The sequence below is a fragment of the Planococcus sp. BI3 genome (genome assembly GCF_056680115.1).
In genome coordinates, this window is the sequence record NZ_CM155266.1 from 3526822 (window position 1) to 3544613 (window position 17792).

Genomic DNA, 17792 nt, shown 5'->3' on the forward strand with positions numbered 1-17792 from the left:
AGAGTGAAAATGCCGCTGCTAGATGGAGGCGAGTGGCACTTAATGCTTTTCGCAGGCGAAAAGCGGGCATCTTGGAGGAGCGAAGCGGATCGCTGTTGGTTTTGGTTTGTGGGAGCGAGTGAGCGAGAGGTGGAATGCTCTTACCTGAACGTTTCGTGGCTCTACCTGAACTCTTCGAGCGGCTACGTGAACGCTCCAGATCTATAGCTGAACCTCTCGCTCCTTTACCTGAACCTCTTCCACTTCTACCTGAATCCCAGCTGTTTCACGATAATTCAAGCCCCCGAATGGAAGCTGTTCGCGCGGCGAACAGCCGGAAATTGGAGGAGCGAAGCGGATCGCTGTTGGTTTTGGTTTGTGGGAGCGAGTGAGCGAGAGGTGGAATGCTCTTACCTGAACGTTTCGTGGCTCTACCTGAACTCTTCGAGCGGCTACGTGAACGCTCCAGATCTATAGCTGAACCTCTCGCTCCTTTACCTGAACCTCTTCCACTTCTACCTGAATCCCACCTGTTTCACCATAAGTTCAAGCCCGGGAATGGAAGCTGTTCGCGCGGCGAACAGCCAAGGATAGGGAGCGGCACTTTCTGATCAGGCCTCGCTCACACACAAGCTGTGATTTTTCTCATGGAATTCGTGTAAGGAGTCGAAACTTTCATGTAGAGCAGCCGAGTGGTGAGGTAGAAACCTCGACGGGTCTTGTAGAACCCCCGAAAAGATGACTCTCCAATCCTTTTCTCCTCACCCAGCGAAGGCGCGTGCACCACCGCTGCCGAGCGTCTCCAAAACCACAAGCTTACTATATTCCTCACACAAAAAAAGTTCGCCGCATATCCCCCAACCCCCAGCGGCAGGCGCGTCCCCGGAGTGGGTGGAGCAAGAAGACTGGCAGCGCACTCCAGCTGCCTGGCTTCTTGTGGGAACCCACTCCAAAGCGCCGAAGCTACTTAGAGAACCTTCACTAACAGCTTCACTCTCCAAGCGAAGGCGCGTGCACCACCGCTGCCGAGCGACTTATAGAACAAGCACAATCTATAAAAAACCATTATCCACCAACCCTAAAAAAAGGAAAAAAGAAGAGCCCTCAAAATCCGAAATACCTAAATAATTCGAAGAAAACTAACAAATAAGATAGCTTTGGAACCATAGACTTTTGATCGCTTAACTGGAAAAATGAAGTTGACTTAATAATTTGATAATTAAAATAAGGATTTTAGAAATAGGGGGAAAAAGCATGAAGAAACTATTAGCAATCCTGGCAATACTATTATTGGCAGTGAGCAGCCTGGGTGTATTCAACAACGCACAGGCTGCGGCTGATCCGGAGTTCAAGCTGGCGCAGACGCTGCTCAAGCCCGAATCGCCGAAAGAAAAAGTGCGGGTCATTATCGAACTGTTGGAAGAGCCGACCATCGAAGCGGCGACAGCAAAAGGCGTTCTTTATAAAGAGTTGCCAGACAGCCAGAAAGAGAAGATTGAAACGGCAGCGATAGCGAAGCAGGAAACGGTGCAAACCGCGATCACCGGTGTGGCGCCGGAAATCGCTTACCTGCAAACCTTCACGACCGTCTTTAATGGCTTCTCGGCAGAAGTCGAGGCGGGGCAAGTAGCGAAAATCGCTGAGCTGCCGACCGTCAAGGCGGTCTACGAAGCGACCGAATACAAACGGCCGGATATCGAGCCAACCATGAAATACTCCAAAGAGCTCGTCCAGGCGCAGCAGGCCTGGACCGATTACGGCTTTAAAGGCGAAGGCATGATTGTCGGCGTCATCGATACGGGCATCGACCCGACTCATCAGGATATGGTGCTGACGAATAATACGACGGCTGCGCTGACGCAGGCGGAAGTCGAGGCGTTCGTTTCAAACAGTGAAATTGAAGAAGGGAAGTTTTTCACACCGAAAGTGCCGTTCGGCTATAACTACATGGATGCCAATACGGAAATCCGTGATATCGCGCCGAGTGCTTCGATGCACGGCATGCATGTTGCGGGAACGGTCGGCGCCAATGGCAATGAAGAAAACGGCGGCATCAAAGGCGTCGCTCCGGAAACGCAATTGTTGGCGCTGAAGGTCTTCGGCAACGATGCCAATTATGCGTCGACTTTCGGGGATATCTATATCAAGGCAATTGACGACTCTATCAAATTGGGTGCGGACGTCATCAATATGTCGCTTGGGGCAACGGCCGGCTTTGTGGACACCTCGAGCCCGGAGCAGCAGGCGGTGGAACGCGCGACGAACAACGGCATTTTAGTGGCCATTTCAGCGGGCAACTCAGACCTGCGCGGTTCCGGCTTCCTGGCGCCGTTTGCAGAAAACCAGGATTACGGGCTGATCGGCTCGCCGGGTCTGGCGGTTGATTCACTGGGCGTAGCGTCTTTTGAAAACACCATCATCACGACCGACAGTTTCCTCTATCAGATAGACGGCGCGCAGGCGGGGCGTGCGCTGTACCTGTTGGCGAATGAAGTAGAACCGGAGAACTTGCCTGCCGATTCCTATGGAGTAGTGGAAGTTGGGCTCGGGCAGCCGGCGGATTTTGTAGGAAAAGACGTTACCGGCAAATTCGCCTTGATTGCGCGCGGCACGATTCCGTTCACGGAAAAAGCGTTTGCGGCACAGAGTGCGGGTGCGGCTGGCGTCATCATCTACAACAACACCACAGGGCCGATCAATATGGAATCCGATCCGTCTATCACCATTCCGTTCATGTCGACATTACAGGCGGATGGACTGGCAATGAAAGCGGCGCTGGATGCCGGCAAAGCCGTGACGGTCGTCTTTGACGGACAAAAGCTGGAGACGCCGAACCCGAATGCCGGCAAGATGAGCGATTTCACTTCCTGGGGGCCAACGCCGAACCTGGACTTCAAGCCTGAAATCACGGCTCCTGGCGGCAATATCTTCTCGACATTAAATGACAATGAATACGGCCTGATGAGCGGAACATCGATGGCGGCACCGCATGTTGCGGGTGGAACAGCCTTGATGTTCCAGCGCATTGAAGAGTTGGGGCTCAACGGCCGTGACCGCGTGGAATTCGCAAAAAACCTGCTGATGAACACCGCCAATCCAGTCGAGTTGGTGGCGGGCCAGTATGTTTCTCCGCGCCGGCAAGGGGCTGGGCTGATGAAATTGCATGATGCGCTGTCGACGGATGTCATGCTGACCGATCAGGCCAGCGGCGATGCCAAAGTGGCTTTGAAGGAAATCGACAACAACCAGATGACCATGACGCTGCAGGCTGAGAACTTCTCAGATCAAGCCGCAACATACACAGTGGCGGTCAATGCCCAAACCGATTATGTTACCAAGCATCCGGAGCGGCAGATCGACATCACGGATCCGAACCGGGCCGGAGCCAATGTCGTGACAGACCTCGTCAACATCACCGCACCCGACACGGTGACGGTGCCGGCAAACGGAACGGCAGAAATCCAGGTGACGATTGATGCCACGGCTTTGCAGGGACGCCCGGAATTTGCGGCGTTCACCAACGGCTACTTTCTTGACGGGTTTATTACACTGACCGATAGCAATCAAGAAGTGTCCGGCAACACGCCGCTCGCCGTTCCCTATTTCGGCTTTAACGGCGAATGGGATGATGCACCGATTTTTGATGATGTGGCTTGGGATCCGGGCACGGTTTTCGCTTCGACTTTCCTGGCCGATGACTTCGGGATAATCATCAAAGGGGGCAGCCACCAGCAGGGCTTTGCTCCTGAACGTTTCGCCTTTTCACCGAACGGCGATGGCACACGGGAATCGGTCGTTCCGGTGTTTTCGCTGCTGCGGAACGCCAAAGGGCTGGAAGTCAATGTGCTGGATGCAGCTGGCAATAAACTGCGGACCCTGCAGACCGCAAAAAATCTGGTGAAGAATTTCTCCAGTACGTTTTCTTATTATTACAACCCGCTCAACGAATGGAACGGGGAAGTGCTCGGCAAAATGGTTGAAGACGGCCAGTACCAGCTTCAGATGCGCGCCGTCATTGATTATCCGGATGCCGAATGGCAGTCACTGACCATTCCAATTCTGGTCGATACTGTGTCACCAACGGCCAGCGCCGCACTGGATGCGCAAACCAAAACGGTGACAGTCGCGAACTTTGCGGATAACGCGGGAGGCGGCGGGCCGGACCGTTGGGAAGTGTTCCTGAATGGTGTGGAACTGACCGAAAATCTGGAAACCTTTGAAGACGAGTCGCTGGCACCGAGCACCACCAGCTACGTCGTGCCGGTCGACATCAAAGCGGGCGATGTGCTGAAAGCGGTATTCCATGACACCGCCGGCAATAAAACTGAAGTTCCGTTGACCGGTGCAGTAGCCGACACGGAAAAACCGGCAGTCTCCATCATTGCACCGGGGCTGTTTGAAGTACTCGGCACCAAGCGGGTGGGTGTATTCGGCAGTGTGGAAGACAAATCACGCATCGTCTCTGTAACGGTCAACGGCGAAAAAGCGGACCGCTTTGACGGCATCTACTTCCAGCATACGCTGACATTGGCTGATGGCCGCCACGACATCTTCGCCAAAGCCATCGACGAGCCGGGCAACGAGCTCGAAGTGCGCAGCCAGGTGCTGGTCGACACCCAGCCGGCAGTGCTCGGACTGCTGGACGTGCCCGAGACCGTGGAAGCGGACAGTGCCGAAGTGACGTTCAATGTCACAGACAATATGGACGCCATCAAAGTCTACTTGACCGACAGTGAAGTATACAGCCAAGACATGACCGAGCCATACGGGGAAAATGATTTCGATGAAGACATCACCATCACGGTGCCTGTCGCCAATCCAGGCGACAATGAATTCACCTTGAAAGTCGTCGACGCCGCAGGCCATATCACAGAAGAAAACTTCACCATCACGAAACAATAAGGAGCCGAGAGAAAATCTCTCGGCTTTTTTCTTCGCCTCTGGTTATAATAGGAGAAAAGGGGGGTAATCGGATGAAAAAAAATCTCCCGATGATCATAGCTGCATGTGTGCTGGCACTGGCGCTGGGTGTTCTGACAATTATCGGAGTTCTGGTTGCCCTGTTCATCAATCACTCCAACGCTTCTCAAGCTGAAGACCAGAAAGCGACAGACTATATCGGAGAAAAATACGGCATGGAAGCCATCATCGTCGGTGAAACTAAAGCCAACTTTGTGGACGGGCATAGCTACCAAATGGCTTTTGAAGAACAGGAAGATGTTGTGTTCATTGTCACAGTCGATATAGAGAACTATGCTACCGTTTACCGTGACAACTATCTGTCGATGCTGGCGACTTACGAAGCCCAGCAGCAAGTGGAAAAGTTGATGCCGCAAATCGAGGAGCTTGGTTTTACCAAGCCTTCAAGCGGGAAAACGATCAAGCACAAATTGAAAAACATAAAAGATGTGAAAACGGGCGAAACGGTCCGTGAACTGGTGTTGGAGACCGAGGACAGTTACAAGACCGTCGAAATGCCCGCCATACAAGACATCACCAAGCTGCTGGAACTCGTGAGGGAAAACAACATGGATGTCCAGACGATCAGACTTTCTAATAGAGGGGAACCGTATGGTGTGAACCTGAACTTGCTCCAAATGAAAAGGATCCACAGTGCCGAAGAAGTGGATGCTTACGTCACCCGCAGAAATCTCAGCGATCGCAACCGGGCAGCTGAAACGATGCAAGCCAACTTGCAAGAGGCAGCCGCTGGAGCGGAAACAGGGAGCTTCCGCTTTCATAAAAAAGGCAGCGAGCAATGGATTGACTGCTATGAGGCCAATGAAACTGGCGATTGCATCAAGCTGGGGGCGAGCATCACCTTTAATGCAGGAGAAATGAGCCGGCAGAACCCGCACCTGGAAGCGGATTTGACAGCGATTTTCGACTTTTTTGACAGCATCCAACCGCAACCGGCGGTAGTTGAAATCATGCTGGCCGATCCGGAAAAAGCTGATTATGAGATGACCCTCCAGTCAAAAGAACGCGAAAACTATGCCTCCACTGAGCAATGGTTTGATGCGCTGCTGGAAAACCACCCAGATATGTTTGAATAAAACGGGCCAGATCACCGGCAGCCGATGTATATAATAGTAGAAAAAGGGGTAAAGCTGATGAAAAAGATCTTCCTGTGGACTATGGCTGTATTTATTGTGCTCATTACCGTCGCCATTACTTGGCTGCTCGTCAATCATTTGATCAATTCACAGATTGAAGACCGAAAAGCGAGAGAATTTATCGAAGAAAAATACGGAATGGACGCCAAAATCGTCGACGAAACCAATGCGAATTTTGTAGATGGACATAGCTATCAAATGGCTTTTGCCGAACAGGAGGACGTGGTGTTCACCGTCACCGTTGATGTGGAGAATTATTCCACCATCTATCGCGACGATTATGAGGCAGTGCGGAAGCAGGACAGGCTCGAGCAACAAATGGAACAGCTGATGCCAGAAGTTGAAGCGATCGGATTTAGTGCACCTTCGGACGGAGAGCTGGTCCAGCATATCGTGAAGGATATGAGAACGGGTGAAGCGGTCCACTGGATAGAACTGACGACCAGCAGCAACTACACCACCATTGAAAGGGAAGAAATCCAGGAGATGAAAAACCTGTTGGATTTGCAGCGGGAACACGGCGTGGATATCCAAAAAATAAATATCGGCAATAAACAGGGAGTGCATATGATTACATTGGATCTGCGTGAAATGGGCGAGGTTCATAGCGTCGAAGAATTGGAAGCGCATGTTGTCGGGGGTGACCTCAGGCTGGCAGGCGAACGGATGCAAGCCAAATGGCAGGATGCCGCTACGCAAGCCGAAACAGAACGCTTCCGTTTTTACGACAAATGGGTTGACCAGTGGATCAGCTGCCAACAAGTCAATGACCAAGGCGATTGCATCAACCTGTTGGCCAGCGTCACCTTTGAAGCCGGGGAGCTTAGCCAGCAGAATCCTCATCTTGAAGAAGACCTGGACGCCATCTTTAATTTCTTTGACAGCATCGAGCCCAAACTGATCGCCGTCGATCTGGTCATGGTCGACCCTGAACGTGAAGGAAACCCGGTTCGTTTCTTTTTAAGGGAACGCAAAAACTACGCTTCGACTGAGCAATTGATCGATGACCTGGTGAAAGATTAACAGGAGCCAGCCGGCAACGGGTGAAACTATTGGCCGAGTTCTCCGTCTATAATGGAAACCAGACCCGAAAAGTGAGTTGATTGCAATGAACCGAAAATCATCATCGAAAATAAAAAATACCAATAAAATCATAGCCGCACTGTCGATCCTATTGCTGTTGGTGATCGGCTTTGGCGCCTATTGGCTGCTGGGTTCAGAAGAGCCGATACCCGAAACGCAACCGGCACAGCCGACCACAGCGGTTGGGACAAGTGAGGGGGCGGCCGAAACCGAACTGTCCTCCATGATCGCCAACGCCAAAACCCATGTCTACACGCTGTACACCGACCTCGAGCAAGGTTCAGGCTTTCTGATCAACACGCAAGGCGACATCCTGACCAATGCCCATGTCGTTTTGGACGCGTCCTACATCACCGTCAAAAACAGCGACGGCCAGGAATTCAACGGCAACATCATCGGCATGTCCGAAACCCAGGACCTGGCCATCGTCCGCGTCGACGAGCTGGCTGGCAAAGAGCCGCTGGACATTGAAATGGAGCCTGTCGCTATCGGCACACCCGTCGTCGCCATCGGCAGCCCGGGCGACCAAAGCAATACGGCGACAACCGGTGAAATCACCTCAACTGGCCTCGACTTTATGGACCAATATGAATACACAGGCCTTTACGAAATGAACGCAGAAATCGCCCAGGGCTCCAGCGGCGGACCGCTCATCGCGGCCGACACCGGGAGGATCATCGGCATCAACTCGATCATCCTAGAGGAAAAACCAGGCTCCGGCTACACCATCCCCATCTACACCGTCTGGGACCAGCTGGCCGAATGGATCGAAAACCCAATCGTCACCGAAGAGGAAGAAGTCGTGCTGCAGGATGTCAAAGACGCCTATTTTGCCGATGACCTGCTGGAAGACTTTATCGAAGCCTATTACGAATTAATCCCTTATTCGCTGAACGACGCCGAATCCGCCTACTACCTGTCCTATATCCTGCCAGGCAGCGAAGCGGAGCAGGAAGCAACGGAGCTGGTTGAAGAGTTCGCAGCACCTGGCCGCGTCTATGACACGGTCCAGCCGACCATCATGAGCATCGACATCAATGAAGACAGCGCAATCGTCGAGGCTGAAGCCGATTTTATCTACCGTGAAAGCGCGGGTGGAGAAGCGTCAACGGTGTCCCACGAAGGCGTCTATACGGTGGTTATTGATGAGTACGGCGATTACCAGATCGAGGATATTGTGAATGAATAAAGAGCAGGCTCCCATGTGAGCCTGCTTTTTTATGTGTTTTAGTGGGTTCTATAGTTCGCTCTGGCGCTTTGGAGTGGGTTCACTGGGAATAAAGAGATGAAGCAGTAGTTTTTACGGGGTTCTATAGTTCGCTTCGGCGCTGTGGAGTGGGTTCCCACAAGAAGCCAGGCAGCTGGAGAACGCTACCCGTCTTCTTGCTCCACCCACTCCGGGACGCGCCTGCCGCTGGGTGTTGGGGGATATGCAGCAAAAAACTTTTTTTGTGTGGGGGAAAGGGAGCGTGTGGTTCTGGAGACGCTCGGCAGCGGTGGTGCACGCGCCTTCGCTGGGTGAGATGCGGGAATAGTTTTTGTGTGGTTCTATAGTTCGCTTCGGCGCTTTGGAGTGGGTTCCCACAAGAAGCCAGGCAGCTGGAGAACGCTGCCAGTCTTCTTGGCTCCACCCACTCCTGGGGGGCGCCTGCCGCTGGGTGTTGGGGGATACGCTGCGAAATTTTTTTTGTGTGGGGAGAAGGGAGTGAGTGGTTCTGGAAACGCTCGGCAGCGGTGGTGCACGCGCCTTCGCTGGGTAAGATGCGGGAATAGTTTTTGTCTGATTCTATAAGTCGCTTTGGCGCTGTGGAGTGGGTTCCCACAAGAAGCCAGGCAGCTGGAGTGCGCTGCTCGTCTTCTTGCTCCACCCACTCCGGGGACGCGCCTGCCGCTGGGCGTTGGGGGATATGCAGCAAAAAACTTTTTTTGTGTGGGGAGAAGGGAGCGGGTGGTTCTGGAGACGCTCGGCAGCGGTGGTGCACGCGCCTTCGCTTGGAGAGGAGGATTGAAGAATCATCTTTTCGGGGTTCTACAAGACCCGTCGAGGTTTCTACCATAGAAGTTGACGAGGCTACCTCACTGCTGCGCTTTTCTACATGAAAGTTTCGACTCCTTACACGAATTCCAGAGAAAAAAATCACAGCTTGTGTGTGCGGGAGGCCTGATCAGAAAGTGCCGCTCCCTATTCTTGGCTGTTCGCCGCGCGAACAGCTTCCATTCGGGGCTTGAATTTTGGTGAAACAGCTGGGATTGGGGTAGAAGTGGAAGAGGTTCATGTAAAGGAGCGAGAGGTTCAGCTATAGATCTGGAACGTTCAAGTAGCCGTTCGAAGAGTTCATGTAGAAACCCATTTCATCAAGCTAGAACCACGAAACGTTCGTGTAAAAGCAATCCCCCTCTCGCTCACTCGCACCCACAAACCCAAAACCAAAGAGCGATCCGCTTCGCTCCTCCAAGATGCCCGCTTTTCGCCTGCGAAAAGCACTAAGTACCACTCGCTTTCTTATTATCTTCTCGCTTCCATACAACAGCGACGCTTTCACTCCCACACACTCTATATAAATAAGAAGAAACCTAAAGAATGAGCGGAAGGTGGCGACTCCTTGGGGATCAGCGAAGTGCCGAAATCCACTCGGGCGCCAAGCCCGAGTTAGTTCGGCGCAAGCCCCCTGGAAAGCGTCCACCTGGAGCGAATTCTTTTCCCTGAAACCACTGCACCGCTCCTGTCCTGACCCGCTTCGCTGGCTTCACCCCCGGCAGCTGGCACCGCGACGTCCTGTCGGGCCAGCTGCATGACCCGCATCCTGCGGGCCCGAAAGCGTCCACCTGGAGCGAATTCTTTCCCCCACTAAAAGTTACCTCAAAATTCTCCAAATAAAAAAGGGGACCAGCGAAGGGCTGCTATTAGCAGGACTTCGGGTCACCCTTTGGAAATACCTATTTGATTAGAAGCGCTTGAAGCTGTGGAATTTCTTGCCCCAGTATGGATCGTTCATGCTCTTGACTTCAGCTTTCGCTCCGCCAGAATGGACGAACTGATTGTTGCCGATGTAAATCCCAACGTGTGAGATTCCAGGCTTGTACGTGTTGGCGAAGAAGACCAAGTCGCCTGGCTGTGGGCTGCTGACCGTGTATGTTTCAGCGAATTGTGAAGCAGTTGTGCGTGAAACATTTTTGCCTGCTTTTTTGAAAGCGTATTGAACAAATCCGCTGCAGTCGAATCCAGAAGGAGTCGTGCCGCCAAATTTGTACGGGATGCCTTTAAGTGCTAATGCTGCTGAAACGACTGATGAAGATGATGCAGTTTTAACAGAAGCTTTCTTAACAGTTGCAGTAGAAAGCAATGTGCTTAATACCCATCCTGATTTGCCGTTGACTTTCACTTTGTACCAAGTCGATTTGCCGACTTTCTTTTGGTGGGTTGCTGTTGCGATTGAACCTTTTTTAGCCATTGTCACAACTTTGTATTTTGTGCCGGCATCTGCGCGGACATTTGTGTTGTATTTCATTTTGAAGGTACCTGATTTCGCAGTTGCTTTGCTTGCGGCAACTTGCTCCACAGTAGATTCGGAAGTTTCATATGATGAAGATACGTTGTTTTGAGTAGGTTGTGCTGCTTGTACGTCCGTGGTTGAGTTAGCAAATAGCAATGATCCGGCTGCAAGTAAAGTAAAGACTAGTTTTTTCATTGTTGTTGGTTCCTCCAAGTAAGTTTTTTTATTATCCAAGTATATGAATTAATAATATTTTGCTCTGCCATTTACTATATAGAGAGAACAGATTAAAAACAACGTCAATTCAATTGCAGTTATATTACAGTTGTATAACAAAGAAAAAACGAGCTCCAAAACCCTTTGGTAACAAGGCTTTTAGCGGCCGATAAAATATGAGAAAAAGGTTTATTTCTGTGAAAAGTAGGTTTTTTTCATCCAAAATAGTTTGTTTGTTCTAGTTAATCTCCTAATAAATACAAATTTAAAAATCCTGCCAGCTTTATTTTAGCTGTACAAAAGATGGAAATGACAAATTAATGGTAGACTCCATTTTTATATCGGGTATAAGATGCTGGGTGCTCAATTTTTTATTAAAAAAATAATATACTATCTCAATAATAAGAATACTTAGATTGCAATAACATTTACTCACCAATTTTGACAGAAAACCATTAACTTCTTACAATAAAATAAATCGGAAAGTTCAGAAAAGAGGTGGAAGGATGAAGAAGATTCTGTCTATCGATGGCGGAGGCGTACGCGGCATCATCCCGGCAATGGTCCTTGCAGAAATCGAAGCGCAGACTGGAAAGCCGATTTCCGAGCTGTTTGATCTGGTGGTCGGGGCATCGACTGGGGGGATTCTGGCGCTCGGACTGGTTGCGCCGGACAGGCAAGCGGCCACAGAGCCGCGCTATGCAGCCCAACAATTTCTTGGGTTTTATTTAGAGGAATCCCATGAAATTTTCGACAAATCGCTGTTTTTCAAAATAACGCGAGGCCTTTTCGCGCGGCGTTACCATGCCCGGACACTTGAAAAATCCTTGCAGAAATATTTCGGCCAGACGATGCTTTCTGAAGCCCTGACGAATGTCGTGGTGCCCAGCTATGAAATTCATGGGCGCTTTACGGCCTTTTTCAAAAGCCGGGACGTGACCATCAAGAGGATCGAAAAGGATGTATTAATGAGCGATGTCGCCCGCGCAGGCTCGGCAGCACCAACGTATTTTATACCGAAAAAGATCCAAGCCTATCCGGATGCGACGTTTATCGACGGCGGCGTCTTCGCCAACAACCCGGCCATGTGCGCCTATGCCGAAGCAAAAGAGATTTTTCCGGATGACGAAGATCTGCTGGTCGTATCGCTCGGCACCGGAAACCCACAGCTGACCATCGAATTCGGCGACGTCAGAAAATGGGGCTTGCTCGGTTGGGCGCGTCCGCTCTGGTACATCCTGATGGACGGCAGCTCTGACGTGGTCCATCACCAGTTGAACTTTGTCCTGCCGGAACGGGAAGCCGCAAAGCGCTATTACCGTTTCCAAATCGAATTGGTGGAAAAAGGCACGGAAAAATTGGACGACGGCTCGGCAGCGAACCTCAACGCGCTGGTCGAACTCGGCCGGGAGTTGCTCGACACGAACCGCGAAGACATCCGCAAACTATGCCAGCAATTAATGGAATAAAACCCTCTGTCACACAGATGTAATCAATTCGTATTAGTTCAAACCGCCGCAACAGGCTAAGATGATGGAGGGAAATAAAGTTGTGGTGCTTAAAAGTGGAGTGGTTTCAGGTTGAAGAAATCGCTTCAGGCGGACAAGACATTGGCCGAAGGGCGTTCGACTAGTGTCTTTGCGACTAGCTTACTTAGAACAGTCGCCGCCTTTCGCACTTTCTTCTATAATGTTGCAGCCATAAGATGTTCTCTATTTATCCAGGAGACAACGATCCATAACAAGAAGCTTCACTTTGAAAGCGCGCTAGATAAGATATGGAGCAAAACGGCGGAGACGCCCTTGGCAGTTGGCACCGCGACGTCCTGCCGCACCAACTGCATGACCCGCATCCTGTGGGCCCGCAAGCGCAGCTGTCTTGCGGAATATCTTTCCAACATAAATCGTGAAAGAACATTCACCAAAACATCATACATATATAGAAGAAGGAGTTGCGCCATATGGCTAGAAGGTATGACTATATGGATTGGCTGCGTGTCTTGTCGATTTTCGTAGTAGTCGGCATTCATGTAGTATCGAAAATCATCAACAGCACCACCACTGACGACTGGATCTGGCATTTCGCCAATATTGTGGATTCGGGCCTGCGCTGGTGCGTTCCGATGTTCTTCATGCTCAGCGGTGCTTTGTTGCTGACGCGTGCCAAAGAGGAAAGTGTGGGGGAGTTTCTGCGGAAACGGCTGTCGAAAGTCGTCATTCCGTTGATTTTCTGGAGTTTCATCTACACGCTGTACAATATTTACGAGCTGGGCGAATCCTATACCGCCTATGAAATCCTGGTCCAGTTCCTGACCGACGACATCTATTACCACTTGTGGTTCCTGTACATCATCACCGGCCTGTATATCATGGCGCCGTTCCTGAAGCTGCTGGTGCTTCATATGGACAAGAAAACATTCCAGGCCTTTTTGCTGTTGTGGATCCTTTTTTCCAGCTTCCTGCCGTTCCTGCCGAAATTCTTCGACTTTGAAATCGCCATAGATGCCGGATTGTTCCAACCGTATATCGGCTACTTCCTGCTGGGAGCGTATCTCGTGCTTTACCCGGTTCCGAAAAAATACCTGACGCCACTTGGCATACTGGCCGCCATCGGCTATTTCGTAACGCTTTGGAGCACTTATTATTTGAACACCGGCACGCCAATCGGCGAATTCGATGATTTCTTCTACGAGCATTACCGGCCGAACGCATTGCCTATTACACTGTTCATCTTCATCGCCTTCCAGCACATGGCGCACAAGATCAAACCGAATGCCCTAATCACACGGATCAGCACGGCTACGTTCGGCATCTACGTGATCCATCCGCTCGTCCAGATTTACCTGAATAAATTCTTCGGGCTCAATGAAACCACATTCAACCCGATCATCAGCGTACCGCTCGTCTGGGTCCTGATATTCGCCATCTCGTTCGTCATCATCCTGGCCATGCAAAAGCTGCCGGTAGTCAATCGATTGGTCCCATAGAAAACGCAAAACCAGCCTTCTCTTATAGAGAGGGCTGGTTTTTATTGTTTGGGTGCCAGGACCCAAACAATAAGGATTCTATAAGTCACTTCGCCGCTCTGGAGTGGGTTCCCACAAGAAGCCAGGCCACCTAGGGAGAGTGGTGGGAGTACATAAAGGTTCTATAGGTCGCTTCGGTGCTCTGGAATGGACTCCCGCAATAAGCCAAGCAGCTGAAGTACGCTACTCGTCTTATCGCTCCGTCCACTCCTGGACGCACCTGCCGCTGGGTGATGGGGTATATTCGGCGGATTTGTAGTGTGTGGGGGAAAGGGAGATAGTGGTTCTGGAAGCACTCGGCAGCGGTGGTGCACGCGCCTTCGTTGGGAGAGTGATAGTTTTTTTGCGGTTTTATAAGTCGCTTCGCCGCTCTGGAGTGGGTTCCCACACTAAGCCGAGCAGCTGAATTACGCTGCCAGTCTTAGTGCTCCACCCACTCCATTGCCGCGTCTCAGCTAGGTGGTGTGGGAATATGCAGCAAACTTTCTGTTTTTGTGGATAAAGAGAGTGAGTGGTTCTGAAAACGCTCGGCAGCGGTGATGCACGCGCCTTCGCTGGGAGAGTAGAATTAATATTGAAGTGTAGTTTTTGATGGGTTCTACATGACTGAGCGAGGTTTCTACCTCACCACTACGCTTTTCTACATGAAAGTTTCGGCTTCTTACATGAATTTGAGGAAATAATCACAGCTTGTGTGTGAGTGAGGCCTGATCAGAAAGCGCCACGCTCTATTCCCAGGCTGTTCGCTGTGCGAACAGCTTCCATTCATGGGTTTGAACTATTGTGAAACAGGTGGCATTCAGGTAGAGGTGGAAAAGGTTCAGGAAAAGGAGCAAAAGGTTCAGCTATAGATCTGTAACATTCATGTAGCCGCTCCAATCGTTCAGGTAGAAGCCCCAAACAGTCATGTAGAACCCCAAAACATTCAGGTTGAACCCCAAACCGCCTTCCCGAAGCTACAATTCCACAAGCAGCTACCAGTAAAGAGCACCCCCGTTCAAGTTCAACCCACAAATTGATGCAGAAACTACCGTTTCTGCGAAAGCCCCATACCACTTCATAACCAGTCCGCTGCCTATGTTTTTCACACTCCTCCGGTAAAGAGTGATGCACTCTTCTTTTTTATATTGTTTGGGTGCCAGTGGTCAGCCTAACAATTAGGATTCTATAAGTCGCTCGGGTGTTCTGGGATGGACTCCCGCAATAAGCCAGGCAGCGTTTCGCTTGGAGAGTGATAGTTTTAGCGGAATTCTATAAGTCGCTCTGGCGCTTTGGAGTGGGTTCCCACAATAAGCCAGGCAGCTGGAGTGCGCTGTCAGTCTTATTGCTCCACCCACTCCGGGAACGCGCCTGCCGCTGGGTATTGGGGAATATGCAGTGAACCTTTTTTTGTGTGGGGAGAATGGAGAGAGTGGTTCTGGAGACGCTCGACAGCGCACGTGCACGCGCCTTCGCTTGGAGAGTAATAGTTTTTGTGCGGTTCTATAGGTCGCTCCGGTGCTCTGGAATGGACTCCCGCGATAAGCCAAGTAGCTGAAGTACGCTACTAGTCTTATCGCTCCGTCCACTCCTGGACGCACCTGCCGCTGGGGGTGTTGGGATACGCAGCAAACTTGTGGTGTGTGGGGGGGAAAGGGAGAGTGGGGTTCTTTAAACGCTCGGCAGCGGTGGTGCACACGCCTTCGCTTAGTGTGAAAAAAAGGATTGAAGAATCATCTTTTCGGGGGTTCTACAAGAACCATTGAGGTTTCTAACTCAACATTTCAGGTTTCTACCATAGAAGGTGACGATGCTACCTCACCACTACGCTTCTCTACATGAAAGTTTCGGCTCCTTACACGAATTTCATGAGAAAAATTACAGCTTGTGTGTGAGTGAGGCCTGAGCAGAAAGTGCCGCTCCCTATCCCCGGCTGTTCGCCGTGCGAACAGCTTCCATTCAAGGGCTTGAACTTGGGTGAAACAGGTGGCATTGGGGTAGAAGTGGAAAAGGTTCAGCTATAGAACTGGCACGTTCAAGTAGCCGCTCCACGAGTTCATGTAGAAACCCATATGCTGAAGGTAGAACCACGAAACGTTCAGGTAAGAGCGATCCACCCCTCGCTCACTCGCTCCCACAACCCAAAACCAAGAGCGATCCGCTTCGCTCCTCCAAGATGCCCGCTTTTCGCCTGCGAAAAGCACTATGTACAGATCGCTTTCTTATTATCTTCTCATTTCCATACACCAGCGACGCTTTCACTCCCACACACCCTTTATAAATGGGAAGAAACCTAGAAGAACGAGCGGAAGGTGGCGACTCCTGGGGAATCAGCGCAGTGCCGAAATCCACTCGGGCGCCAAGCCCGAGTGGATTTCGGCGCAAGCCCCCTGGAAAGCGTCCACCTGGAGCGATTTCTTCCTCCACGCTACGCTCCAGACCCCCATAAAAAACGCTTATTTTTCGAACTAAATAAAAAGTCCTATAAACTGATACAAGAAAATAAAATTGCACCCTAAAACAAATAAATAACAACAAAAAATTTCCAATTATACATTTAGTCACGACTATATGATAAAAATGTGTAACTAAAGTCTGTAAATTATTATAATTACTAATGCAAATTATCCAAACTCGAGGTATAATAATTTAATATTTAGAAAACAAATTCTTTTAACCTATTTTTAACTGGATTGTCCTAGTATGGAAAGTATTCTTGGTCTAAAAGACAGGAGGGCGCAACAAGCTTAAGGGCTTTTGTGCTCACCTCTAATCTTGAAGTCAAGCGATAGGGGGAATGGCAATGAGCGCTAAGACCATACTTGTCACAGGGGGCCATGGATTTATCGGCTCTAATATGATCCATTATTATTTGAACAAATATCCGGATTATCAGATTATCAATATCGACTACAACACCGAAGCGGCCAATCCGGAAAATATCCATTGCCCGGAACAGCAAGAACGCTATGCCTTTCACCGTACCGATATCCGGAACGCCTACGCTATCAGCCATTTGTTTGAGCTTTATGATATTACTGACATCATCCACTTGGCAGCGGAAACGCGCAGTGTGGAGCGGGTCGGAGAAATTCGCCTTTATGAACAGACCAACGTACTCGGCACGATGAACTTGCTGCATGCCGCACAAAGCGCCTGGATGAAGGATGTGCATGAGCCGAACCCTAAATATACCGCATCGCGCTTTCATTATCTGTCCCTTGCAGAAACCTCGAACAACACTCTATACAGCGAAAGCAAAGAACGAGCCGATACAATGATCCAGAAGTTCCACGAGCAACACGGATTGCCTATCGTCACCACCGCCAGTCCAGAAATCTTCGGACCGATGCAGCAGGAGGACGAACTCATCCCGCTCGCGATTCGGCAGGCACTGGACGGCAAGCTGGAAATTCCAGAAGAGGGAGAAAAGATACGGGACTGGCTGTTTGTCAGTGATTTATGCGAAGCCATCGACACCGTCTTCCATCTGGGAGACCTGGGCGAGCGTTACAGGACCGGCTCCAATGCCCGCTTGACGGACAGGGAGCTTGCGCAGCAAATCACTCGTTTGCTTCGTGATTTCCCGGGAAATAATCCGCAGAACGACCTGATTATCCAGTCTGATCTCTCTGTCCACTCGAAGGCAGCGCCAATCGTGCGAAAGCGTATCCCAGGATTTGAACCTTCTACCCCGCTCGAAACGGGGCTTTCAATCACCTGTGACTGGTACATCAAAAAGTACAAATACGCAGACTTGTATAAGCTGAACTAAAAGAGCCCGCTTTAGGTAGAGCAAAAACGATTGCTCCTGTGAGCTCGGAAGCGGAACTGGTTTGTGGAATATCAGCAGGCAGAGAACTAAGTCCATTTATACAGCGAAAAAATAGCACACATTCC

At 50.5% G+C, this 17792-nt stretch carries 8 protein-coding genes; 7 read left to right on the plus strand and 1 reads right to left on the minus strand.

Annotated elements, in window-relative coordinates; translation table 11 throughout:
* Positions 1-1233: 1233 nt before the first annotated feature.
* From AC1MEO_RS17555 to AC1MEO_RS17570, 4 genes are all read left to right on the plus strand, one after another.
* Positions 1234-4881, plus strand: coding sequence for a S8 family serine peptidase (locus tag AC1MEO_RS17555; RefSeq protein ID WP_480332886.1), 3648 nt, complete (start codon positions 1234-1236; stop codon positions 4879-4881).
* Between the two features lie 71 nt (positions 4882-4952).
* Complete coding sequence (locus AC1MEO_RS17560) at positions 4953-6035, plus strand: hypothetical protein (protein ID WP_480332888.1); 1083 nt, start codon at positions 4953-4955, stop codon at positions 6033-6035.
* A gap of 57 nt (positions 6036-6092) precedes the next feature.
* Complete coding sequence (locus AC1MEO_RS17565) at positions 6093-7118, plus strand: hypothetical protein (protein ID WP_480332890.1); 1026 nt, start codon at positions 6093-6095, stop codon at positions 7116-7118.
* Between the two features lie 85 nt (positions 7119-7203).
* The gene (locus tag AC1MEO_RS17570) at positions 7204-8367 is read left to right on the plus strand and encodes a S1C family serine protease (RefSeq protein ID WP_480332892.1); all 1164 of its coding nucleotides are present in this window, start codon (positions 7204-7206) and stop codon (positions 8365-8367) included.
* A gap of 1756 nt (positions 8368-10123) precedes the next feature.
* Here AC1MEO_RS17570 and AC1MEO_RS17575 read toward each other — a convergent pair.
* The gene (locus AC1MEO_RS17575) at positions 10124-10867 is read right to left on the minus strand and encodes a C40 family peptidase (RefSeq protein WP_480332894.1); all 744 of its coding nucleotides are present in this window, start codon (positions 10865-10867) and stop codon (positions 10124-10126) included.
* 527 nt (positions 10868-11394) lie between these two features.
* Between AC1MEO_RS17575 and AC1MEO_RS17580 the strand changes: the two genes are divergently transcribed.
* From AC1MEO_RS17580 to AC1MEO_RS17590, 3 genes are all read left to right on the plus strand, one after another.
* Positions 11395-12357: a patatin-like phospholipase family protein gene (locus AC1MEO_RS17580; RefSeq protein WP_480332896.1), complete on the plus strand. Its 963-nt coding sequence runs from the start codon at positions 11395-11397 to the stop codon at positions 12355-12357.
* 491 nt (positions 12358-12848) lie between these two features.
* On the plus strand, positions 12849-13874 hold the full coding sequence (locus AC1MEO_RS17585; RefSeq protein WP_480332898.1) for an acyltransferase: 1026 nt from the start codon (positions 12849-12851) through the stop codon (positions 13872-13874).
* Between the two features lie 2821 nt (positions 13875-16695).
* Complete coding sequence (locus AC1MEO_RS17590) at positions 16696-17667, plus strand: GDP-mannose 4,6-dehydratase (protein ID WP_480332900.1); 972 nt, start codon at positions 16696-16698, stop codon at positions 17665-17667.
* The last annotated feature ends 125 nt before the right edge of the window (positions 17668-17792 follow it).

What these genes read in the sequence shown, in the direction of transcription:
- AC1MEO_RS17560 (WP_480332888.1), top strand. Translation starts at nt 4,953, where the DNA reads ATGAAAAAAAATCTCCCGATGATCATAGCTGCATGTGTGCTGGCACTG.
- AC1MEO_RS17555 (WP_480332886.1), top strand. Translation starts at nt 1,234, where the DNA reads ATGAAGAAACTATTAGCAATCCTGGCAATACTATTATTGGCAGTGAGC.
- AC1MEO_RS17580 (WP_480332896.1), top strand. Translation starts at nt 11,395, where the DNA reads ATGAAGAAGATTCTGTCTATCGATGGCGGAGGCGTACGCGGCATCATC.
- AC1MEO_RS17585 (WP_480332898.1), top strand. Translation starts at nt 12,849, where the DNA reads ATGGCTAGAAGGTATGACTATATGGATTGGCTGCGTGTCTTGTCGATT.
- AC1MEO_RS17575 (WP_480332894.1), bottom strand. Translation starts at nt 10,867, where the DNA reads ATGAAAAAACTAGTCTTTACTTTACTTGCAGCCGGATCATTGCTATTT.
- AC1MEO_RS17570 (WP_480332892.1), top strand. Translation starts at nt 7,204, where the DNA reads ATGAACCGAAAATCATCATCGAAAATAAAAAATACCAATAAAATCATA.
- AC1MEO_RS17565 (WP_480332890.1), top strand. Translation starts at nt 6,093, where the DNA reads ATGAAAAAGATCTTCCTGTGGACTATGGCTGTATTTATTGTGCTCATT.
- AC1MEO_RS17590 (WP_480332900.1), top strand. Translation starts at nt 16,696, where the DNA reads ATGAGCGCTAAGACCATACTTGTCACAGGGGGCCATGGATTTATCGGC.